The organism is Xanthomonas sp. NCPPB 3174 (assembly GCF_056725205.1).
This window is the reverse complement of sequence record NZ_CM161517.1, coordinates 2,401,504-2,422,479: the sequence shown is the minus strand read 5'-3', so window position 1 is coordinate 2,422,479 and position 20,976 is coordinate 2,401,504. Positions and strand designations below refer to the sequence as shown.

General features: G+C 64.7%; 24 protein-coding genes and 1 pseudogene. 20 read left to right on the top strand and 5 right to left on the bottom strand.

Annotated features, from left to right (window positions below):
* Positions 1–32 precede the first annotated feature (32 nt).
* Together AC1PK7_RS10770 and AC1PK7_RS10765 are read left to right on the top strand one after the other, a co-directional pair.
* Positions 33–1,094, top strand: a complete 1,062-nt coding sequence (locus AC1PK7_RS10770; RefSeq protein WP_481100779.1) for a serine kinase — start codon at positions 33–35, stop codon at positions 1,092–1,094.
* A 51-nt stretch (positions 1,095–1,145) separates the two neighbouring features.
* Positions 1,146–2,867, top strand: a complete 1,722-nt coding sequence (locus AC1PK7_RS10765) for an ATP-binding cassette domain-containing protein (RefSeq protein WP_481100778.1) — start codon at positions 1,146–1,148, stop codon at positions 2,865–2,867.
* A 168-nt stretch (positions 2,868–3,035) separates the two neighbouring features.
* Here AC1PK7_RS10765 and AC1PK7_RS10760 read toward each other — a convergent pair whose 3' ends face one another.
* The 3 genes from AC1PK7_RS10760 to AC1PK7_RS10750 form a co-directional block, all read right to left on the bottom strand.
* Entirely contained in the window at positions 3,036–3,317 is a 282-nt protein-coding gene (locus AC1PK7_RS10760; RefSeq protein ID WP_209029302.1) for a hypothetical protein, read from the bottom strand.
* A gap of 271 nt (positions 3,318–3,588) precedes the next feature.
* Positions 3,589–4,869 (bottom strand): phospholipase D-like domain-containing protein, encoded by a 1,281-nt coding sequence (locus tag AC1PK7_RS10755; protein ID WP_481100777.1) that lies wholly within the window; start codon positions 4,867–4,869, stop codon positions 3,589–3,591.
* A 357-nt stretch (positions 4,870–5,226) separates the two neighbouring features.
* Entirely contained in the window at positions 5,227–5,457 is a 231-nt protein-coding gene (locus AC1PK7_RS10750) for a hypothetical protein (protein WP_010340374.1), read from the bottom strand.
* 189 nt (positions 5,458–5,646) lie between these two features.
* Between AC1PK7_RS10750 and AC1PK7_RS10745 the strand changes: the two genes are divergently transcribed.
* Genes AC1PK7_RS10745 through AC1PK7_RS10720 form a run of 6 tightly spaced genes read left to right on the top strand, consistent with a single transcriptional unit; the run spans position 5,647 to position 10,173 of the window.
* A complete protein-coding gene (locus AC1PK7_RS10745) occupies positions 5,647–6,156 on the top strand; it encodes a ZrgA family zinc uptake protein (protein WP_481100776.1) in 510 nt (169 codons plus the stop codon).
* Positions 6,153–6,866 (top strand): ATP-binding cassette domain-containing protein, encoded by a 714-nt coding sequence (locus AC1PK7_RS10740; protein WP_481100775.1) that lies wholly within the window; start codon positions 6,153–6,155, stop codon positions 6,864–6,866. Before AC1PK7_RS10745 ends, AC1PK7_RS10740 begins: the two co-directional genes overlap by 4 nt.
* 2 nt (positions 6,867–6,868) lie before the next feature.
* On the top strand, positions 6,869–8,122 hold the full coding sequence (locus tag AC1PK7_RS10735) for an ABC transporter permease (protein ID WP_481100881.1): 1,254 nt from the start codon (positions 6,869–6,871) through the stop codon (positions 8,120–8,122).
* Between the two features lie 2 nt (positions 8,123–8,124).
* Positions 8,125–8,718, top strand: coding sequence for a DUF3299 domain-containing protein (locus AC1PK7_RS10730; protein WP_481100774.1), 594 nt, complete (start codon positions 8,125–8,127; stop codon positions 8,716–8,718).
* Positions 8,705–9,355 carry a DUF3299 domain-containing protein gene (locus tag AC1PK7_RS10725; protein WP_481100773.1) on the top strand — a complete coding sequence of 217 codons (651 nt, stop codon included), beginning with the start codon at positions 8,705–8,707 and terminating at the stop codon, positions 9,353–9,355. Before AC1PK7_RS10730 ends, AC1PK7_RS10725 begins: the two co-directional genes overlap by 14 nt.
* Positions 9,356–9,384: 29 nt before the next feature.
* Positions 9,385–10,173, top strand: a complete 789-nt coding sequence (locus AC1PK7_RS10720) for a hypothetical protein (protein ID WP_481100772.1) — start codon at positions 9,385–9,387, stop codon at positions 10,171–10,173.
* A gap of 79 nt (positions 10,174–10,252) precedes the next feature.
* Here the strand turns inward: AC1PK7_RS10720 and AC1PK7_RS10715 are convergent, their stop codons facing one another.
* Complete coding sequence (locus tag AC1PK7_RS10715) at positions 10,253–11,212, bottom strand: LysR substrate-binding domain-containing protein (RefSeq protein WP_481100771.1); 960 nt, start codon at positions 11,210–11,212, stop codon at positions 10,253–10,255.
* A 134-nt stretch (positions 11,213–11,346) separates the two neighbouring features.
* Here AC1PK7_RS10715 and AC1PK7_RS10710 point away from each other — a divergent pair, with 134 nt between their 5' ends.
* From AC1PK7_RS10710 to AC1PK7_RS10690, 5 genes and pseudogenes are all read left to right on the top strand, one after another.
* Entirely contained in the window at positions 11,347–12,564 is a 1,218-nt protein-coding gene (locus AC1PK7_RS10710) for an FAD-dependent monooxygenase (RefSeq protein ID WP_481100770.1), read from the top strand.
* 129 nt (positions 12,565–12,693) lie between these two features.
* Positions 12,694–12,917 (top strand): annotated as a pseudogene (locus AC1PK7_RS10705) (CPCC family cysteine-rich protein).
* Between the two features lie 311 nt (positions 12,918–13,228).
* Positions 13,229–14,431, top strand: coding sequence for an SIR2 family NAD-dependent protein deacylase (locus AC1PK7_RS10700; protein WP_481100769.1), 1,203 nt, complete (start codon positions 13,229–13,231; stop codon positions 14,429–14,431).
* The gene (locus AC1PK7_RS10695) at positions 14,418–16,322 is read left to right on the top strand and encodes an ATP-binding protein (RefSeq protein WP_481100768.1); all 1,905 of its coding nucleotides are present in this window, start codon (positions 14,418–14,420) and stop codon (positions 16,320–16,322) included. The genes AC1PK7_RS10700 and AC1PK7_RS10695 overlap by 14 nt, the downstream gene beginning before the upstream one ends.
* A gap of 5 nt (positions 16,323–16,327) precedes the next feature.
* On the top strand, positions 16,328–16,546 hold the full coding sequence (locus tag AC1PK7_RS10690; protein ID WP_481100767.1) for a KTSC domain-containing protein: 219 nt from the start codon (positions 16,328–16,330) through the stop codon (positions 16,544–16,546).
* 161 nt (positions 16,547–16,707) lie between these two features.
* Here AC1PK7_RS10690 and AC1PK7_RS10685 read toward each other — a convergent pair whose 3' ends face one another.
* The gene (locus tag AC1PK7_RS10685; protein WP_481100766.1) at positions 16,708–17,169 is read right to left on the bottom strand and encodes a DUF3693 domain-containing protein; all 462 of its coding nucleotides are present in this window, start codon (positions 17,167–17,169) and stop codon (positions 16,708–16,710) included.
* A 129-nt stretch (positions 17,170–17,298) separates the two neighbouring features.
* On the opposite strand from AC1PK7_RS10685, the gene AC1PK7_RS10680 reads away from it, so the two are divergent.
* The 7 genes from AC1PK7_RS10680 (at position 17,299) to AC1PK7_RS10650 (ending at position 20,975) form a co-directional block, all read left to right on the top strand.
* Positions 17,299–17,523: a hypothetical protein gene (locus AC1PK7_RS10680; RefSeq protein ID WP_481100765.1), complete on the top strand. Its 225-nt coding sequence runs from the start codon at positions 17,299–17,301 to the stop codon at positions 17,521–17,523.
* A 27-nt stretch (positions 17,524–17,550) separates the two neighbouring features.
* On the top strand, positions 17,551–17,760 hold the full coding sequence (locus AC1PK7_RS10675; protein ID WP_481100764.1) for a hypothetical protein: 210 nt from the start codon (positions 17,551–17,553) through the stop codon (positions 17,758–17,760).
* Positions 17,753–18,847 (top strand): replication initiation factor domain-containing protein, encoded by a 1,095-nt coding sequence (locus AC1PK7_RS10670; RefSeq protein ID WP_481100763.1) that lies wholly within the window; start codon positions 17,753–17,755, stop codon positions 18,845–18,847. Before AC1PK7_RS10675 ends, AC1PK7_RS10670 begins: the two co-directional genes overlap by 8 nt.
* Positions 18,844–19,134, top strand: a complete 291-nt coding sequence (locus AC1PK7_RS10665; protein WP_481100762.1) for a single-stranded DNA-binding protein — start codon at positions 18,844–18,846, stop codon at positions 19,132–19,134. Before AC1PK7_RS10670 ends, AC1PK7_RS10665 begins: the two co-directional genes overlap by 4 nt.
* A 3-nt stretch (positions 19,135–19,137) precedes the next feature.
* A complete protein-coding gene (locus tag AC1PK7_RS10660) occupies positions 19,138–19,395 on the top strand; it encodes a hypothetical protein (RefSeq protein WP_481100761.1) in 258 nt (85 codons plus the stop codon).
* An 18-nt stretch (positions 19,396–19,413) separates the two neighbouring features.
* Positions 19,414–19,644, top strand: a complete 231-nt coding sequence (locus AC1PK7_RS10655; RefSeq protein ID WP_481100760.1) for a hypothetical protein — start codon at positions 19,414–19,416, stop codon at positions 19,642–19,644.
* Positions 19,645–19,769: 125 nt separating this feature from the next.
* Positions 19,770–20,975 (top strand): hypothetical protein, encoded by a 1,206-nt coding sequence (locus tag AC1PK7_RS10650; RefSeq protein ID WP_481100759.1) that lies wholly within the window; start codon positions 19,770–19,772, stop codon positions 20,973–20,975.
* Position 20,976: the final 1 nt, after the last annotated feature.

Sequence of the window (20,976 nt, the reverse complement as noted above, 5' to 3'; positions counted from 1 at the left end):
CACGCTGCATCCATTCAAGCGACTCTTCTTCGATGCAGCGATCGACCGTGCGTGTTCTGGATGTGGGACCAAGCGACCACGCCGCACCTGTCGGCGCCGCTGAAGGCGCGTGCGATCCGTTCCACACCCAGCTGCGCCGCCCGCACACGCTCAGCAAGCAACTGCTCGGCGGCCGCTTCCACTTCGAGAGCAACAGCCCGGCCCTGCTGGCGCTGGTGGAGGCCGCCTTCGGCGCGGTGCCGGCGCACCGCCTGCCGGAGAGCGCGGCGTTCCGTATCGAGCTGACCCTGGTGGACCGCGGCGAGGCACCGTACGCGCTGGCGATGGAGCCGCCGCCGGTGCAGACCCATTCCGGCGCCGGCGTCCTGAGTGGGGTGATCGATGCGCACAACTACGTGGTGCTGGTGCCCGAGCAGGGCAGGGCGCTGCTGGTGGTGTCCGAGGACATGCTCGCCCACGCCTACCACGTGCGTTACGAACTGATCGAATTCGCCGTGTTCGTGCTCGCCGCGCGTGGCATGCAGTTGGTACCGCTGCACGGCGCCTGCGTCGGCCGCGACGGCCGTGGCGTGCTGCTGCTCGGCGGCAGCGGCGCCGGCAAATCCACCCTGGCCCTGCACAGCCTGCTGCGCGGGCTGGAGTTCCTCGCCGAAGACGCCCTGTTCGTCGCCCCGCAACATCTGCTCGCCACCGGCATCGGCAATTTCCTGCATCTACGGCCGGAACTGCTGCGCCTGCTCGACCCGCAGACCCGCGCCTGGATCGCCGCGGCGCCGATGATTCGCCGCCGCAGCGGAGCCCTCAAGCACGAGGTGGACATCCGCCAGGGCGAGGCGCGCCTGGCACCGGCGCCGTTGCGGCTGGTCGCGGCCGTCTTCGTTTCGGCCACCATCGCAGCCGATCCGCAGCGGCTGCTGCAGCAGCTGCCAGACGCCGACGTGGCGGCACGCCTGGCTGCGGACCAGCCCTACGCCGCGGGCCAGCCGCACTGGCCCTTGTTCGCCCGCCAGTTGCAGCGGCTGGGCGTGTATGAACTGCAGCGCGGCCCACATCCGGAGGCCTCGGTCGATGCGCTGCAGACGCTGCTGGCCTGACGATCCGCGTCGCGCGACGAAGGCGGCGATGTGCACCGCTGGCGCGTGCCGATGAGCGCGCGCCCGGATCCGGCCTCGCATTTGTTGCGTGCCTTCATCGCCGTGCTCGGCCGTGGCGAGCGCCTACGCATCGCCTGGTACGTGCTGCTGTCGCTGCTCGGCGCGCTTGCCGGCGCGCTCGCCGCGGTCGCGCTGGTGCCGTTGGTACAACCCGGGCATGTGCTGACCCTGGCCGGCCACGCCTTGCCGTTGCCGACCGGCTTTCTCGCGCAGACCCTGCTGTTCGTCGCCGCCAGCAGCGGCTTCGCCCTGCTGCGCTGGTGGGGCACGCGCCTGGCCGCGGACCTGGCCAGCCGTCACGCGCTGGACCTGCGCCGGCAGGTGCATGCGCGCCTGCTGCAGGCGCCGCTGCCGGCGCTGGCCGATGCCAGTTCGGCGGAAGTCGCCAACCTGCTCACCTACAACGTCGAGATCGTGGTGCAGGGCTTCAGCGCCCTGTTGCAGTTGCTGGTCGCGGCGATCACCGCGGCGGTGAGCCTGGCCGCCGCGTTCCTGGTCTCGCCCATGCTGGTGCTGGCGCTGCCGCCGCTGCTGGCGCTGGGCGTGCTCGCCTTCCGCATCGCCGGCCACGAACAGGCCCGGGTCAGCCGCGAGTACGTCGCCGACATGACCCGGCTGTTCTGGCTCAGCGAGGACTTCCCGCGGCGCCTGCGCCACGTGCGCTCGTTCGCACGCGAGGCGCGGGAGCAGGAAGCCTACGAGGCGATCGCCGGCCGGCTGGCGCATGGCTATGCGCGGCAGCAGGCGCTGGTGGCCTCCGGTCGCTTGGTGCTGGAACTGGCGGCGGTGGCCGCCATCGCGGCGATCATGCTGCTGGCCGGGGTGTGGCATGGCATCGACCGCGGCGCGCTGATCACCGTCGGCCTACTGCTGGGGCGGCTGCTGCCGTACCTGGTCTCGACCCGACAGAGCGTGCAGCAACTGCGCTCGGCCGCCCCGGCGTTGGAACTGTGGCAACGCTACGTTGCGCTCGGCACGCCGTTCCCGGCGTTGCAGCGTACGGGAGCGGCAACGCCCCCTGCAGCGACCGTGGCGACATCGCCGTCACCGATCCAGATCGAACGCATCGGTCTGGCGCCGCCGCTGGCCGCGGTGGCTTTGACCGACCTGGTGCTGGCACCAGGCACACTGACCCTGATCAGCGGCCCGTCCGGCGTCGGCAAGAGCAGCCTGATGGACGGACTGGCCGGCATGGTCGCCCCCCCGCAGTTCGCCGCGCACTGCGACGGCCGCGTGCTCGACTTCGCCAGCTATCGTGCGGCGCTGCAGCCCTTGGCCTATGTCGCCCAGGGCGTGCGGCCCTGGCAGCACACCGTGCGGCACTGCCTGGCCTGGGCCGCGCAGAGCGCGAGCGAGGCGGCGATGTGGGAGGCCCTGCGCGACGTCGGCCTGGCTGCGCGCCTGCAGGGTGGCACCGGCCTGGACACCGCCGTGCATGGCGCTGGCGCGCGCCTGTCCGGCGGCGAACTGCAGCGGCTGTTGCTGGCCCAGGTGCTGCTGCGCCGACCGCGCGTGGCCTTGCTCGACGAAGCCACCAGCGCTCTCGATGCCGTCGCCGAACAGCAGGTTCTGAGCATGCTGCGGCGCCGCCTGCCGCAGACGGCGCTGGTGGCGGTTTCGCATCGGCTTGGCCTGTCCGCCATCGCCGACCAATGCGTGATGGTGCAACGCGCCACGTTCGCTCCGTTGCTGCTGGCAGACCGGGCTTCCTGAGCTGACCGCACTCCGTCAAGATCGCGTTCGTCCACGGCGCCATCCTCCCTTCAGTCCGCGACAACGTTCCATCTCTTCGCGACAGTCAATCGCGGGCTTGCTGGCCACAGAAAAACAAAACCCCGCAAGCGGGGTTTTGTTGTCAAGCGAAGGCACGACGAACCGCGCTCAACCCTGCGGAAGATCGCACTTCATCTTTCCATCCACGTAGTACGGCTTGGGCACGTCCGGATTCTGGCTGGTCTTCTCGAACACCACCTCGAACGAGTTGGGGTCCGGCTTGCCCTTGCGTTCGGTGCAGGCGTCCTGCAACTTCTTCTTGACCGCGGCGATGCCGGCGTCGCGGTTGGCACCGTCGGCGCTGTTGGTGAGATTGGCGACCTCGGCGAAGGCCGGCGAGGCGAGGCCCAGCAAGCTTCCTGCGAACACGAGTGCGTGCAGCTTCTTCATGGCGTCTCCTTGTGTGTGGGTGTCCGTACGCAGTTGGAGGCATGCGTCGCAGCGCATGCGGCAATGCATGGCGCAGCGGGCGCCTTCCAGCGCGGGGCTAGGATAGGGAGCCCTGGTTAAGACTTCGTAGGAATGCGGCGCAAGAGCGTTGCAACAGCATGCGACAGATCAACGCAGCGCATGGACGCGGCGCTGTGTCTTCGGGCCGAGCGCATGCTTTGACACGCGCCGGCCCGCCCATGGATGCACACGCCGCAGGACGACTCAGCGACTACTCGGTACGCGGCGCCTCGTAGTTCTGCCCAGGCTGCAGCGTGGTGACGTAGGGGCCGTTCCAATCGCGGTCGAAGATGCGCGTCAACGTCTCGGCCGGGCCCTTGCCCTTGACGAATACCGAGGCGTCCACCGCCGTGTTGAAGTAGCTCCACTCCCAGTTGCCGGTGCCGATGACGCTGCTGCGGTCGTCGGCCACCGCGTACTTGGCATGCTCGACCCGCGCATACGCAATGAAGCCCTGCGGCGCCGGCGGCAGGCGGCTGAACTTCACGGTGATGTTCGGCAGCGCGGCCAGGCTCTTCAGGTACGCCTGCATCGGCTCGCGCAGCGCCCAGTCGGCGACGATGATGTGCACCTGCACGCCGCGTGCGGCGGCGTCGCGGATGGCGCCGTCGACCGGCGCCCACCAGCCCTTGGGCCCGAAGCTGCGGATCGCCGAGAGCGTCATCACCTGGATGCGCAGCGCATGCTGGCTGGCGCGGATCATCTCGACCAGCGCCGGCTCCTCGGCGCTGACCCAGGCCGGCTGCAGCGCCGGCGGGCTGAACGCGGGGAAGGCGACCAGCGGCGCGTCGCTGCCGGCATCCAGCAGCACAGGATCGGTGGCGGTGACCGGTGCGAAGTCCGGCGGCTGCACACCGCGCGCCTGCGCCTTGGCCAGATTGCCTTCGTCGGCCAGGCGCCAGCTGTAGTCGAAACTGGCGGCGAAGGTCTTGGCGAAGCGCGCGTCGTCGATGCGCGCGCCGATCTCGTGGATCTGCTCCAGCGCCCGCCAGTCCCAGTTCTGGCTGCCGACGAACACGCTGGCATCGTCGACGATCATGTACTTGGCGTGCAGCACGCCGCCGGTCAGCGTGTCGACCGGCAGCACACGCACGGTGATGCCCGGCACCTTGCCCAGCCAGGCGACGCTGTCCGGGTTCTTGGCCAGGAAGGTATGGTCGACCAGCAGGTGCACCGCCACGCCGGCGCGGGCGCGGGCGGCCAGCGCGTCCAGCACTGGGGTCAATCCTGTGCCGGGCTTCTCGGAGATGTAGAACGCGGCGATGTCGATGCGCTGCGTGGCGCCGTCGATCATCGCCAGCCAGGTCTGCTGGGTGCGTGGCACGCCGGGTTCGCCGTAAACGCTGGCGTCGGGCACGCTCTCGACGATCTGGAACTGCAAAGGCTGCGGCCGGGCCTCGGCGCCGGTGGCTGCCGACAGCAGCAGGCAGGCCAGGGCGGCGGACAGGAAGCGGCGCGCGGGATGCGCGCTGGCGATGGAAGCGAGAGGCACGTTGGGTGTCCTTGCAGGAGCGTGGGAAATGAATGCCGGGCGGCGATGCGCGAGCATGCTACCGGCAGCCGTCGTAGCTTGGCAGCCTGCTTTGCAGCGCACGTGTCAGTGAGATGAATCCGGCGAAGTTGGCGTTCCCGTCCAGGGGCGCCAGCGCATCAGAGTAGAGCGCGCAGCCGATGCGTGCGCCGGCCGCCGCCGACCTCGATCGCTTGACGAATCACTGCCCTCATTGGGATCAGGGCATCGTCATGCCGCGCCGAGCCGCGTTCAGCACGTCCGGCCGTGCGGCGTTCGCAGAAGGAATGCATCGCCGTCCAGCGGCACCAGCGACTGCGTCCTGCCGCGCGAGAGGGTTCATGCGCGACCGTCGGCGGATGCGGCCTGTGCCTGCGCGAACCACTGCAGCACCTGCTGGCGATGCAGCTCGCCCCAGCAGCGCACGAACTGCTGAGTGTGGTGGTCGCTGGGGTCGTTGAGGGCGGCAATGCGTTGCGCGATGTAGGCAGGCTCCAGTCGCAGGCCGCAGTCGACCTCGATGCAGTGGCGCCAGGCGGTGTAGCTGTCGGGAACGATGGAAGACGACATGGAGGTTCCTTGAAGTTCGGCGCCGTGCATCGCAGGCCCGGCCTCCGAAGCGAGGCGGCGATGGCCGGATGCGAACCGCGGCTGACTGACGGTAGCAACAGGCTTGCGCCGACGTTCGATTGCTCACTAATGTTATAGTGTAACTCAACCGATGCGCTGCATATGCGACCTGGCATTCCCCTGATCCTGTTGCTCCTCTCCGCCAGTTCGCCAGCTGCCGCTGCGATCCGCCACCATGGCCCGCACGTGCACGGCCAGGCCAACCTGGAGGTCGCCGTCGACGGCACCGCCGTGGACGTGCAACTCAGTGCGCCCGGCATCGGCATCCTCGACTTCGAACATCCCGCACGCGACGCCAACGAGCGTCAGCGGCTGCAAGCTGCGGTCGCCACCTTGCGCGCTGCCGGCTGGTTGCAGTTCCCGGTCGCGGCGGCCTGTTCGCTGCGCAGTGCGCAGGTCACCACCGAGGGCTACGACGTGGCGATGGCCGATCCGGACGAACCCGGCCACAGCCATGCCGAATTCCACGCCCACTACGCCTTCGACTGCGCGCGGCCGGCGCGGCTCGATCACCTGCAGGTGTTGCTGCCGCAGCGTTTCCCGGGGCTGCACACAGCGGTAGTGGACGTCGCCACCGCCGCCGGCCAGGGCCGCACCGAGGTGGTGGTCGGGCAGGCCCGGGTGACGCTGCCGCAATGAGCCAGCCGTATGTGGTCGAACTGAGCGAGGTCCGCTTCGGCTATCCCGGCGCCACTGCGCCGGTCCTGGACATCGCGGGGTTCGCGCTGCCGCGCGGGCAGCAGTTGCTGCTGCGCGGCGCCAGCGGATCGGGCAAGAGCACCTTGCTGGCCTTGATCGCCGGCGTGCTGCAGCCCACGGCCGGCTGCGTGCGCGTGGCCGGGCAGGACCTGGCGGCCTTGCGCAAGGCCGCACGCGACCGCTTCCGCGCCGACCACTGCGGCGTGGTGTTCCAGCAGTTCAACCTGCTGCCATTCCTGAGCACCCGCGACAACATCGCGCTGGGCCTGCAGTTCTCCGCGCGCCGCGGTCGATTGGCGGCGGGCACGCAGGCGCTGGACGCCGAGATCGAGCGGCTGATGGTCGCGCTGGGCCTGGACGTGGCGGCGCTGTGGTCGCGCCCGGCCGCGCGCCTCAGCGTCGGCCAGCAGCAACGCGTGGCCGCGGCGCGCGCGTTGATCGCACGGCCGCCCTTGCTGCTCGCCGACGAACCCACCTCCGCGCTCGACCCGGTCGCGGCGCAGGCCTTCCTGCAATTGCTGTTCGCCGAGTGCCGGCAGGGCGGCACCAGTTCGATCGTGGTCAGCCACGATCCATCGATCGCACCGCTGTTCGACGCCCAGGCCGACTTAGCCACGCTCAACCGCGCCAGCGCCGGAGGTGCACGATGACCCTGTTCAAGCTAGCCCTGGCCAGCCTGCGCAGCCGGCGCCTGGGCGTGGCATTGACCGTGTTGGTGATCACCCTGAGCGTGACGCTGCTGCTGGGCGTCGAGCGGATCCGCACGCAAGCGCACGAAGGCTTCGCCAGCACCGTGTCGGGCACCGACCTGATCGTCGGCGCGCGTTCGGGCCCGGTGAACCTGCTGCTGTATTCGGTGTTCCACATCGGCGACGCCACCAACAACGTCTCCTGGAAGAGCTACCAGGACCTGAGCGCGATGCCCGAGGTGAAGTGGGCGGTGCCGCTGTCGCTGGGCGATTCCTATCGCGGCTACCGCGTGGTCGGCACCAGCACCGGCTTCTTCGAGCACTATCACTACGGTGCCAAGCATCCGCTTGCGTTCGCGCAGGGCAGGGCGTTCGACGACCTCTACGATGCGGTGATCGGCGCCGACGTCGCCGCGGCGCTCGGCCGCCACCTCGGCGACGAGATCGTGCTGACCCATGGCACCGGGCGGATCAGCCTGGCCACCCATGCCGACAAGCCATTCCGGATCGTCGGGATCCTGCGCCGCACCGGCACGCCGGTGGATTCCAGCTTGCTGGTGTCGCTGCAGGCGATCGAGGCGATCCATATCGACTGGCACTCCGGCGTGCGTCTGCCGGGCCAGCACGTCAGCGCCGCGCAGGCGCGGGGGATGGACCTGACCCCGGACACCATCACCGCCTTCATGCTCGGCCTGAAGACCCGCATCGCCACCTTCTCGGTGCAGCGGCGGATCAACGAGTACCCGGAGGAAGCGATGCTGGCGATCATGCCGGGCGTCACCCTGCAGCAGCTCTGGGGCACGTTGGGCACCGCCGAAGGCGCGCTGCGCATGATTGCCTCGCTGGTGGTGCTGCTCGGCCTGGTGTCGATGGTCGCGCTGTTGGTGGCCACGCTGCAGGAGCGCCGGCGCGAGATGGCGATCCTGCGCGCGGTCGGCGCACGGCCGCGCGACATCGCTTGGCTGCTGCTGTTCGAGGCCGGCCTGGTCACCGTGGTGTCGTGCGCACTGGCGCTGCTGCTGGTGACCGCGGCCAGCTGGCTGGCGCGCGGCTGGGTGCTCGATCATTTCGGCCTGGCGATCAACCGCATCGCGCCCAGCGCGACGGAATGGGGCTGGCTCGGCTGCGTGCTGCTGGCCGGCGTGCTCGCCGGCATCGTGCCGGCCCTGCTGGCCTATCGCCGCACCCTGGCCGATGGCCTGTCGCCGGAGTTGTGAGTATGACGCGCTGGATCCTTTCATTGCTGGCGCTCGCCGTGTTGTGCGGTTGCGGCCGGCAGCAACTCGCCGCCCCAAAACAGCCGCAGCAGAGAGCGGCGGCGCAGCCGGCACCGATCGTCGAGACGGCGATCAACCCACCGCTGGGCGAGCCGGATGCCGACGGCTATCGCGAACTGGACTGGAGCGCGATGCTGCCGCCCGCCGAACTGAAGGCGCTGGAAAACAGCGAGGAACCAGCGGTCGACCACACCGGCAAGCGTGCGATGCCGCAGACCGGCACCTACAACACCGTGGCCGCCGTGCTGGCGCGCAAGGTGCGCCTGCCGGGCTACGTGGTGCCGCTGGACAGCGACGACGCCGGCCGTGTGCGCGAGTTCCTGTTCGTGCCGTACTACGGCGCCTGCATCCATGTGCCGCCCCCGCCGCCGAACCAGATCGTGCATGTGCGCCTGGACACCCCGATCGACCCGCCTGACATGTACAGCCCGTTCTACCTGAGCGGCCAACTGCGCGCGGAAACCCTGCACGGCGAACTCGCTGGCACCGCCTACACGATGGAGCAGGCCCACCTGCATCCTTATGAAAAAGGCTGATCGCCATCTCCTGCTGGCTGGAGTGCTGTGCCTGCTGGCGGGCTGCCACGGTGATGGCGGGAAGCAGCCGGACACCACGCCGACACCATCACCGGCAGCAAAGCACACGACCGCAGCAGCCGACGCTGCCACGGACGTCGTCGAAAGCTGGGAACAACTGGCACCGGCCAACGACATCTACCAGCGCCCGCCGCCGCGGATCGGCACGGCCTGGCGCGGCGACGCCGCGGTGATGGATCAGCCGGCGCCCGTCGACGATGGCCCGTCCGTGGTCAATGGCATGCCGATCGACCATTCCGGCACCCAGCGCGCCGCCCAGTTCGGTTCGTCGCAAGTGGTGAAGGGCCTGGAAGGCAAGCGCTTCGCCCTGGACGGCTACGTGGTACCGCTGGAAAGCGACGACCAGGGCAAGGTCAGCGAACTGCTGTTCGTACCGTTCTATGGCGCCTGCATCCACGTGCCACCACCGCCACCGAACCAGATCCTGCACGTGGTGCTGCGCAAGCCGATCGACGTACCCGAGCTGTGGGACCCGTTCCACCTGCAGGGGCGTCTGCATCTGGCCGACTTCAAGGCCGATATCGCCAACGCCACCTACGAGGCAGAGGACGCCACGCTCACCCCGATGCAGGGCTGAGGGCGCGGTTCGTGCGCCTGAAATCGCCGATGCGTTTGGCGATCGCGATCGCCGCCTGTGCGGTCGTCGTTGCCGGCGGCGTGCTGTTGGCATTGCGCACGCACGGGCAAGTGGCACCGACGCCGCGTGCTGCTGCGACCACGGCGATCCACCCGCCAACTGTGCCCGCATTTCATGTCGCCCCATTGTCCGAAGATGCGGCCGACAAGCGCATCACCGCATTGCTGCACAGCGATCGGGCATTCGCGCGCGACGCCACGTTCCTGATCGCGGCCAGCGTCCGCGAACGCTGCGCACCGGCTCATTCTGGTGAACTGGCGAAGATGGCCAACCGCGCACGCCTGCCGGTGCTGGCCGCGACGTCCGACGTGACCGCACGCGAACCCGACCTGGATCAGCCGATCTACCAGGCGATCCAGCGCATCGCCGCCGCGGCGCCATGCGGCCGCGCGCTCGACCTGACAGCAACCGGCTTGCCGCTGCAGTTGGACCCGGAACGCTACGCAGCAACGTTCCCCGACAGCTACTACCAACCGACGCTGGACACCGTGCCGCACGAATACGCCGGCCAACCGCTGGGCGCCCGTGCCGCGCAGGAATGCCAGTCGATCGCCTACGCGGTGCTGCCGCTGGGCCGGGACGGCTGGCAGTGCAAGGCGCTCTGGTCCGGCATGCGCCCGCGGATCGTCAAGGCCTGCGAGCAGGCCCGCAGCGCAGCCGGGCAGGGGGCGGGTGAGGCGATTCCGCCGGAGGTCGCGAACCGGCTGACGCCGGTGGTGGCGGGGTTGCTGGAGAAGTTGCCGGAATCCTGTCGCTGAGCATGGTTGCTTTCGTACTGTGAAAGCCAATGGCTGCGAACAGCAGGAACTGGCCAGACAGCAGCTGGCGCAGCCGTGACTAGGCGTGTCTCCCACGCCGCGTTGTTGATTTGGCGGTCACATGGGATGGCCCACCAACCCCCTGCAACCGCAACTGGATGAACTCCAGCAACGCCCGAACCCGCGCAGTGACCGAATGACGGTGACTGTAGGCACCAAGCAATTGCAGCGGGGCAGGGCGTAGATCCAGCGGCACTTCTTGCAAGCGGCCCGCGGCAAGATCGTCCTGGCATGGGTGGGCTGCAACGATCGCGAAGCCAAGGCCCTGGCGCGCACCCACCACCGCAAGTTCCCCGCTGTTGACGCGATAGCGGCTGCGCACGGGCACCTTCACGATCTCGCCCGCAGGATCGAGAAACTGCCAGGGCTGCCCCTTGAGTGCGCTCACGGTGGTAATGCACGGCAGGGACTTGAGTTCGCGCACATGGCGCGGCATTCCGGTTTGGGCCAGGAGCACGGGGGACGCGACCACGATGCTGGGCAAGGTCGCCAGTTCGCGGGTGATGAACGCGCTGTCGTCCTGACGCCCCCGGTGGAAGACGATGGAGAGATCCATGTCCTCGCGCAACACCTCCAGGCCGGTCAGGCGGGTGTCGCATTCCAACTCGATGCCCGGATGGAGACTGCAGAATTCCGCGAGGATCGGCGCGAGCAACCTGGGCGCTTCGTTGGGCATGCACATCCTGAGGGGCCCCTTCAGTTCGCCTTGTACTGCGCCGAGTTCCTCCTCCGTGGAAAGCAAAGCGTCGAGGAGCGGCTTGGCACGCGCGTACACCAGCTTTCCGGCTTCCGTCATGCGCAGATGGCGCGTGCTGCGTTCCAGCAAGCGAACGCCCAGCCTGCGCTCCAGTGCCGCGACGTGACGGCTGACGTTGGACGACGGCAAGGCCAGCAGGCGCCCAGCCCCGGAAAAGCTCTGCACGTCGACGACGGCCACATAGACGCGGACTGCATTGAGGTCGAGGTCGCTGCGCACCATTATCCCAACTAGGGTATGAAACCCCGCCATTTTCGCATGCTAGTTGGCAGAAGTGGCGAGGTCCAAGATGCACTCCCGTCCAACGGCTGCCCTGCAACGGCACGCCTGGACCAATCGAATCGGGATGCATCGGCATGGAAATCGGAATACTGGGGGGCGGCATTGCAGGCTTGAGCGTGGCCCTCGCGTTGCATAGGCAAGGGCACACCCTGCGCGTCTATGAACGTCGGAACGGGCCGGCCACCATGGGCGCTGGCGTGACGCTTTGGCCCAACGCTGGCTTTGTGCTGCAGGAAGTCGGGTTGTTAGAGGATGTCGAGGCGGTGGGCGGTCGGCCAGTGTCGGTACACCGCAAAGACGCAGCGGGTAACGCGCTGGGAGGCCTGGACATCACGCTGCTGGACCAACTCATGGGCTACCCGACCCATACGATCCTGCGCCGCGACTTGCAGGCGGTACTGCTGGACCACGTGGCACGCGCTGGTATCCAGGTGGAGTTCGGGCATCGGGCGATAGCGATTGATCTGGATGCCGGCGGCAAGGCCGTGGCACGGTTCGAGAACGGGAAGAGCATCCGTCCGGATCTGCTCATTGGGGCAGATGGCCGCATGGGCTCGGTGGCGCGCAAGTTCGTCGCAGGTGACAACACGCCCATCTACCAAGGGTTCGTGAACTGGATCGGCGTTGCCCAGGGCAATGGCCCGTTGCTGAGCGACATGGCGATTCATGACTACTGGGGGGCTGGCGATCGTTTCGGTTGCGTGCCGATTCGGACGGATCTGGTGTACTGGGCCGCCGCGCAAGCGCGGCCATTGCCCGAGGCGACGCCCGCAGCGGAGATGCGCAAGGAGGTGATGGATCTGTTTGCAGGCTGGCCGGAGCCGGTCGCCCGCCTCATCGAAGCCACGCCGGCGCACTCCATCCAACGGATCGCCGTGCACGACGTGGAGCCGCTACACACCTGGAGCCGAGAAAATGTGTTGCTCGTCGGCGATGCGGCGCACGCGCCACTGCCGACCTCGGGCCAGGGCGCCTGTCAGGCGTTGGAAGACGCCTGGCATCTGGCGCGGTGCCTCGAAGAGGCAGACGGCGCGCTGGATCAAGCATTGCCGCGTTTTGCCGCAATCCGTGGACCCAAGACCACAAAGCTGGCAGAGCAGGGCAGATTGTTCGCGCGCGGCCTTTTCGCCCAAGACCCCGAAACCTGCCGTCTTCGCAATGAGCGCGCCAAGGCGTCCGATCCATTACGCGATGCGCAGGCCATGGCGGCGGGATGGTCGCAGGGGTTGCCGATGGCTGACTGCATTGACGGGACGCCCGCGGACGGCGCTGGCAGTCTGTATCGCCTATGAAAGATAGTCTTGATCCGAGCGTCGCGTGGCATCTGCGCTGCAAGAAGCATTTCCACCCAATTCAGAGATCCATTTCATTTGGTTGCTAAGTCATGCTGATCAAAGACCCGCCACCTCGCTTCCCCTGCTGTGGCTCAGGACGCTTTCCGAGCGAGGGCATTTGAGATTTGCGCCGTTTGTTTCTGGGAGGATGATGGCCAAGATGATGATGCTGATGACGTACTAGGCGGCCCAATGGCAACCTCAGCCTCACACAAGCCCAAGCGAACTATCAGCAATTTGGCGCGCCCCGTAGACAAGATGTCGCATATGTACGCCTGCCATTAGACGGAAGAGATGTAAAGTGGGGCTAGCAAACCGGCTTCTAGGTTGGAGTTAAGCCGACATCTTGAGTGGCCGGGAAGCGATTAGGAAGATTTATCGAGGGTAGGGGTAGGGAAGGGAGCTGACGGCCATAGCCTGTTATTTTCGCTTCAATTAGTGTATCTGCGCCCCCCAAGTATTGGTCATCAGACTACACGCGCGGACGGAATACTTCGTTCGCTAACACGCGATCTTTAAAGACCTAATCAGGCTGGCTCAGGCCAGGTATCAATGCAACTGGTTTTATCTTATATTGCTCGACAAACGGTGATGTTTCATTAATGCATGCCAGGGGGGCGAGATGCATAAACATGATCCGGCTCGTCAGATCAGCTTCATTCAACAAGCCCTGTCGCAAAATCGCAAACCTATAGGCTTCTTCTTGGGCGCGGGGTGTCCGCTGTCGATCCGCGTCAATGAACGGGAGGAGGGCGGAAAGACCGTAACCGACCCTCTGATCTGGGACGTGGCAGGGTTGACGAAGGTGATCGCGGAGCAACTGTCCAGCAAGGACGTTGCCAAACAGTCGACCTGGGACAAGATCGTCAAGATCGTGACCGATGACGGCGGCGATGGTAGTAATATTGAACTGCTACTCAGCCGCATCCGCGCGTTTGCGAGTGTCGCCGGCGCCGGCGATGTGCGTGGACTGACCGCCGCCGAGCTCATCGCTCTCGACACAAATGTCTGCGAGGTAATCTCCAAAGAGGTTCGGCGCGACCTTCCGGCCAAGGATAGCCCATATCATAACCTTGCGATCTGGAGTCGTTCGATCCGTCGCGAACGGCCAGTCCATCTCTTCACGACTAACTACGACCTATTGATAGAGCAGGCTCTAGAGGAGAGCTCAGCGCCCTATTTCGATGGCTTCATCGGCGCGCGAAAAGCCTTCTTCGACCTTGGGGCGGTCGAGGATGAGGGCTTGCTACCGCCGCGCTGGACCCGGCTCTGGAAGATCCATGGCTCGCTCAACTGGCGTCTTGAAGGCAATACTGATGTCGTGCGCAGCGACGAGAAGACCGACAAACAGAGTTATCTGATCTACCCATCGCACCTCAAATATGACCAAAGCCGCAAGATGCCGTATCTCGCGATGCTCGATCGCCTGAAGGCCTTCTTGCTCGCGCCATCATCGCTGCTGTTCATCTGCGGCTATTCGTTCGCAGACGAGCATATCAACGACGTCATCTGCCGCAGCCTCGAGGCCAATCCGACCGCGCATGTCTTCGCTTGCATGTTCGGTGAGCTTGAGTGGGAGAATTACAAGCTTGCACGCCAGTGCGCGCTGGCGACGCCCAATCTGAGCGTTCTTGGGTTCGATAAGGCGATCGTCGGCCGCACGCTCGGCGAGTGGTCGGGCGAGGGGACCGATGATCTCGCGCTGCCGCCCAGCATCCTCGTGAAGGATGGCGACAAGGTTACCCTGCGGCTCGGAGACTTCGCCGCGCTCGGCATGCTGTTGCGTGGCATTTCGGGTGATGGGGTGATCAATGATCAGGCATGACATTGCCGACCGGGCGACCGTCATCGGCACGGTCCAGGACGTCAGCGGCACGTCGGTCAGCGTCACTTTGACGTCGGACCGCTTCTCTGGCCTGAGCTTCGTCCAGGGCCAAGGACACAAGATCGGGCAGATCGGTAGCTTTGTCAAAATCCCCGTCGGTTATGTCGATCTATACGGCATCGTCTCGGAGGTGGGAGCAAGTGCGGTCCCCGAGAAAGCGGCTCTCTCGATGCCCAATGGCCTACGCTGGATGACGGTCCAACTGATCGGCGAGGGCTATCGCAAGGGTCGGTTTCAGCGCGGCATCTCGCAATATCCAACCTTCGAGGACGAGGTCCATCTCGTTTCCGAAGCCGATCTTCAGGCGATCTATGGACGGTCGGATAAACAGAACCACCTCGTCCGCGTAGGTCATGTCGCAGGCAGCGAGTCGATTGATGCGCTGGTCGACGTCAACAAGTTGGTGACACGTCACAGCGCCGTAGTCGGGACAACCGGTTCGGGCAAGTCGACGACGGTCGCGGGGCTCTTGAATGTCTTGTCAGACGAAAGCCGCTTTCCGTCGGCGCGGATCGTCGTACTCGATCTTCACGGCGAATATGGCAGGGCGCTCGGGGATCGCGCGAACATCTTCAAGATCAGCCCCGACGCGCGCCACCCCAACGAACACCGGCTATGCATTCCCTTTTGGGCGCTGAGTTTCGACGAGTTGTTGCGGGTGACGTTTGGAAGCCTCCCGCCCGATGGCAAGGCCCGCAACATCATCCTCGAGGAGATCCTCGCGGCCAAGATCGCGAGCCTCGCAGTCCAGCCCATCGCCGGCGTGGACCCTGCTAGCATCACCGCCGACAGCCCGGTTCCCTTCTCGCTCAACAAGCTCTGGTACGGACTCTATTGCAGGGAATTCGGCACCTATCTCAGTGCTGGTGGCGCGAGCCCAACTGATCAATCAAACTGGGCCTATGAGCGTGACGCTTCCAACGCGAAAATCGTGGGCGATGCCCAGGCCGGCATTCCGCCACGTTTTCGCAAGGTCAAAAGTGTCGCGAACGACCCGGAGAAGATCAATTGGCTTCCGGACGTCCTCAACATCCGGGGGCCGCTTGAGGCGTTGGGTGCTCGGCTCCGCGTCGCCCGTTACGATTTCTTGCTGAAAGCGGGTGACTGGCATCCCGACCTTGACGGCAAGACGACCAAGACGCTCGCTGACTTGGTCGGCCAATGGATCGGCAGCGACAAGCCGATCACTATCCTCGACCTGTCAGGCATCCCCTCGACGGTGACGAACGACATCATCGGCAATATCCTGCGCGTTCTCTACGATGGCCTCTTTTGGGCTCGGAACCTGTCGGAAGGTGGGCGCGAGCGACCGCTTCTCGTCGTGATGGAGGAAGCGCATAGCTATCTTGGCGACGACGGGAACAACGCGGCCTCGATCGCGACGCAGCGTATCGTCAAGGAAGGTCGCAAATACGGGATTGGCGCGATGATCGTCAGCCAACGCCCGGCTGAGATCAACCCGACGATCCTGTCGCAGTGCGGGACCTTCTTCGCGATGCGGTTAAGCAATTCCACCGATCGCTCGCATGTGACCAGCGCTCTCTCGGACAATCTTGAAGGCCTGACAAGTATGTTGCCAGTGCTGCGCACCGGTGAGGCGATCATCTTAGGTGAAGCGGTTCGATTACCGATGCGCACCATGATCCAGGCGCCGCCCCGCGATCGTCGTCCCGACAGCCAGGACCCACTGATCTGCGACGAGGTCGCGCCCGAAGAATCGATGACGCCGGGCGGTTGGAATCTGAAGGCCCATATCCCCGCTGACTATCGCTATTTTGTCGAGACATGGCTCCAGCAGAACCCGGTCCACACTCCACCCAAGAAGGAATGACACACATGGCCTGGCACGAATTCGCTACCTTTACCTCGTCGAACATTGCCGCAATCCGCTATGAAGAGGATCAGTTGCTGCTCGAGGTCGAGTTTCTCAACGGCAACCGCTACCATTATTATGAGGTGCCACCGCAGATCGCTCAGGCCTTCGATCAGGCCGGATCGAAGGGTGAGTTCCTCGCGGCGTCCATCAAGGGTCATTATCGTTACGGTCGGGTCTAAGAACGTGTTCAAAGTCTCCCCGAATCTTGAGAAGTTCTGGGGATGAGAAAAGGCGACCCAGCGACGTCAGTCGCGAACAGAGGGGATGCGAGCTCGAGCGGACTCCCAGTTGGAGACCGTCCGGACGCTGACGCGCAGGAGCTTGGCGCAGGCGGGGATGCTCAGGCCGAGGCTGATGCGGGCGGTGCGGAACTGCTCAGCGTGGGGTCGGATCTGCAACGGGGATGGACGGCCGCGCCCCCGTCCGGGGACGCGGCCAATTTCGCATAATGTATCGTGTGCGATTCTTGCAACGCATTGATAGTTGAGGCTTTTGCTTCGTGCGGCAGGGCAGCCCCTATGAACAGCAGCACCCCCATGGCGGTTGCTGCTAGCTTCCGCCAAACGGCCTTCTCGTCTGAGCTGATCGCTCTCGCTTCGCCCACGATGCCCAGCACTTTTGCCAACGGCTCGCCGGTTAGCCCGGCCAGCGTTGCGCAGACAACGGCATTCGGCAGGGAGACACCTCGCCGGTAGTTGCTCACTGCCGCTGGTCGTATGCCCAGCGCCTTCGCTAACTCTGTGTCATTGCTGGCATTTACGGCCTTCTTTGCCGCGTCCAGCAGCCCGTCTACGGTGGACATTCAAAGACCCTTGACATTGGATTACAAGGGGTATTGAATCACGTCCGGATTCAAAGGGTCTTTGAATCCTCCGTCCCCCCGGCACCCCCCGGGGGCCGGGTCATCGGGTAGGGGTACGGGGATTCAAGCATGGATATCAAGCAGCACGCGGCCATTCAGCCGCTCGTGATGAACCTTCAGCGTTCCGCGCTCACCTTCGCCGAGTTGGGCGAGTCCAAGGTGTCCCGCTTGATCCTGGCCGCTGCGTTCGCGGCACAGAAGATCAAGCCCACCAAGCCGGTGCAGCCCGCAGGCGATCAACCCGCTGGCGACGCTCCGGTCACCAAGCCGGCAGCGAAGGGGAAGGGCGCATAAGCGCCCTTTTTCGTGATGAATCACGTTATGCCCATCTCTCTCTTGCTGCTCGCATGTGCGCTCGTTGCCGCCGGCACGCTTCGCCTCGCCGCATGGTCGCGCTCTCAGCGCTTGCGCCGGCTCGATTCCGACTACCGTGCTTTCGTGATGCTCGCTCAAGCGCGCTACGACTTCCTGCGAGCCGTCGAGCTTGAGCGTGCCGTTGTCGCCCTGGAAGTGGAGTGGGCCGGTGGCTGACGGCAGCGCGATGCCAGGACTCCCCTCGTCTAACAGGGGAGTCAGTGAATTCAGGAACGCCGAAGGCACCCTTAGCGTCGGTCTCGACTGGTTTTCCGCCTCTGTGGATCTGTTCGCGGTCCTCCGCGAAGTCGGCTTTCTCGACCGTGATGCCGCTGACGAGGTCCGCGCCTGGATCGACGCCAGTGCCGACAATGCCCGTGTGGCTGCCCTTCAGGTGTTCTGTTGGTTCTTCGCTGGCCTTGGCCTTGAGTTGGATCAAGAGGCCAGGGGAGGGCAGTTCTATCTGTGGCGCGTGCGCATCGTTGATGCGGATGGCAAGCATGTCGGCTTGGTCGAGTTGGGCGGCGAGAACTGCCGTCGTAGCGATGGCACGTACACCGCCCGCATCGAGTTGACCGGTGTTGGGTGCAAGGTGCTGAGCGCAGCGCGTTGCGGCCATGCGCAGCGGTGGCTGCAACTTCAAGCGCAGCTTGAAAGCTGCGCGGGAAGGCTGACCCGTGTGGACGTGGCGGTCGATGATTTGCTCGGTAAGTACCCGCTGAAGCTCGCTCAGCAGTGGTACTCGGATGGTGAGTTCGATCGACGGGGCCAACACCCGAAAGCACAGCTTGTCGATGACTACGATAGCGGCGACGGGAAGACGTTCTACGTCGGCGGCAAGAAGTCCGAGCAGCAGCTACGCGTGTATGAGAAGGGTAGGGAGCAGGGTGACCCCGCGTCAGAGTGGGTGCGTTATGAGGCCCAGTTTCGTGCGTCGAATCGCAAGGAATTGCCGCTTGATCTGCTGCGCGATCCTGCCGGTTATCTGCTCGGTGCGTATCCGGTCCTGCGCTTCCTGCACTGCGTTTCGTCGCAGATCGATATTACCAAGGCCGCCATTGAGGCTACTTGGAAAAGCGCGCGTCGCCACCTGAAACGCCAGTACGGCGCCACGCTCAACTTCATTGTGCGGCAGTGCAAGACGCCAGAGGCGCTGCATGCCGTCATTCATACCTGCACGTCGAACAAGCTGCCGGCGTGGGCAACGGGTGAAGCAGCGCAACTGTGGCCCGAAATCGCGGGCATCAACCGGAGTACACCATGAGCATGAAAGTCACCGTAATGGACGCCGAAGTCATCGAGCGCGGCGGCACCTTCCAGGACGACAACGGCAAGGATCGTTCCTACACCACGCGCAAGCAGAAAGCGAAGATCGAGACGGGTGGTTTTGTCTACCCGTTCGATGTGCGCCTCGAAGACGGCCAGAAGCCCTATGCGGTCGGCGAGTACGAGGTCGATGTCGAAGCCATGGCGCAGGTCAACAAGGGCGTTCTCAGCCTCAGCAAGTTCACGAAGCTGCGCGCCAAGACCACCGCTCGCGTGCCGGCCTGAGCCATGGCCCTGTGCGTAACCCTGCAATCGGACGGCACGTTGGTGCCTACCGGCCAGCCTGTCGCCGAGTGCAGCGGTTACGTGCTCACCAGCGCCGCGGAATACGGCGTTTATGGCGTCGTTCAACGCGCTTTCGAATTCCCGGATGCCGAGACCGCGCTCACGTGGTTCAGCGGCACCCTTGGTCTGATTCTTTTTCTGTACACGGCAATGCGCATGGCCGGCGCGCTTGCCAACGTGTTCAACGACAGCCGGTCATAACCATGAGAGAGGTTCCATATGCCCAAGTTCAATCGTTCCATCAAGGTCGCCGGTGTCCTGGCCGCCACCACCGCCGCCATGGTGTCCTCGCCGGTCTTCGCCGCCGGCACCGATTTCAGTGGCATCACCGCCGGCCTGGACGGCAGCACCATCGTGACCGCTGGCATCGCGGCGTGTTCCATCATCGCCACGGTGGGGTTCGCCATCTGGGGCGGTAAGCGTCTCGCCGGCATGTTCGGCAAGAACTGATGCAGGTACCGAAAAGGGGAGCTTAATGCTCCCCTTTTTTAATGGGGTTTAGACATGATTATTTGCGTATTTCTCGGGCTGCTTGGAATCGCATGCGGGATGGCAATGGTTAAGGGGATTGATAGATGATGTTATATCTCAGGATCGTTTTAGCCATGCTGTTTTGCGCCATTACTTTTCCAGCCATGGCCGATACCGACTATGCTTGCCAGGACAGCCCAACGAGTTCGCTCGCCTGTACGCAGTCACAAGCGATGGCAGCGGCCAATTCCTATGCGCAGGGTGTGGCTGATCGCGCCAATGTCGGCACTACGGCGTGGGTGCCTTGTGCGCGCGACAATGGCGATCAGAGCATTTCGGCATTTGCTGCGCAGCCATCTTGTTCAAATGCCACCAATTTTACGGGGTCGCGTGCTTTTTACTACAGCCAGGCAAAAACCTGCGCTACCGCGCAGCCACTAACTAATGTCTCCTTCGCTGGCGCTCCCAGCGCCGTATGTTCTGGTGGCTGTAAATATGCACCTGATTTGGGTGGTGGAGCGTTGTATCGCACGGTTGGGTCAGGCTCGACTATGCGCACGTTTGCCGATTCCATGACGCCTACGGGAGATACTTGCACGACTGCGACAGACCTAAAGGAATCCAAGCCCGATCAGAGCGCGTGTTATTCCACCGGAGCGGCGTACACAGAATGCGTCAAACCGAACGGGCAGCACTGTGTTACCGGAGCCAGGGGTTCTACCCTGTGTTGGCAGCCCGGCGAAGTAGGGCCACGCATGACTGTTGACGGGAGTTATTCGGGAGACCGTGAAAAAGCTCCCACCGCGCCTAAGCCTCCCAGTGAACAAAAGGATTCAACGGTTATTGAGTCGTCGCAAACCACCATCAATGGCGACACCTATAACACATCTACGTATAGCGGTTCAGGCAACAGTGGTGGGCAGCCCAATACAGGCGGCGGAAAAGATAACGGGTCAGGTGGTGAGGGTTCCGGTAATGGCGGCGATGGCGATGGTGAGGGTTCTGGCCCTGGCGGGGCAGGGGCCGGAGTAGGCAAGTTATATACACCAACTGACAAGACTGTTGGCAGCTTAATTAGCGCGTACTATAAAAACATAACCAATACGCCCATGCTGGCGTCCATAAGCCATTTTATGATGATTAGCGGCGGCGGGTCGTGTCCTGTTTTTACCGTTTCTGCAACGCAGTGGACGCCTGCGCTGGTTCTGGATCAGCATTGCTCAGGCGCTTTTTATGCGGCTCTTCAAGCCTGTGGATGGGTTTTGCTTGGCATTGTTTCTTATCTCGCTATCAGAATCGCGGTGACTTGAT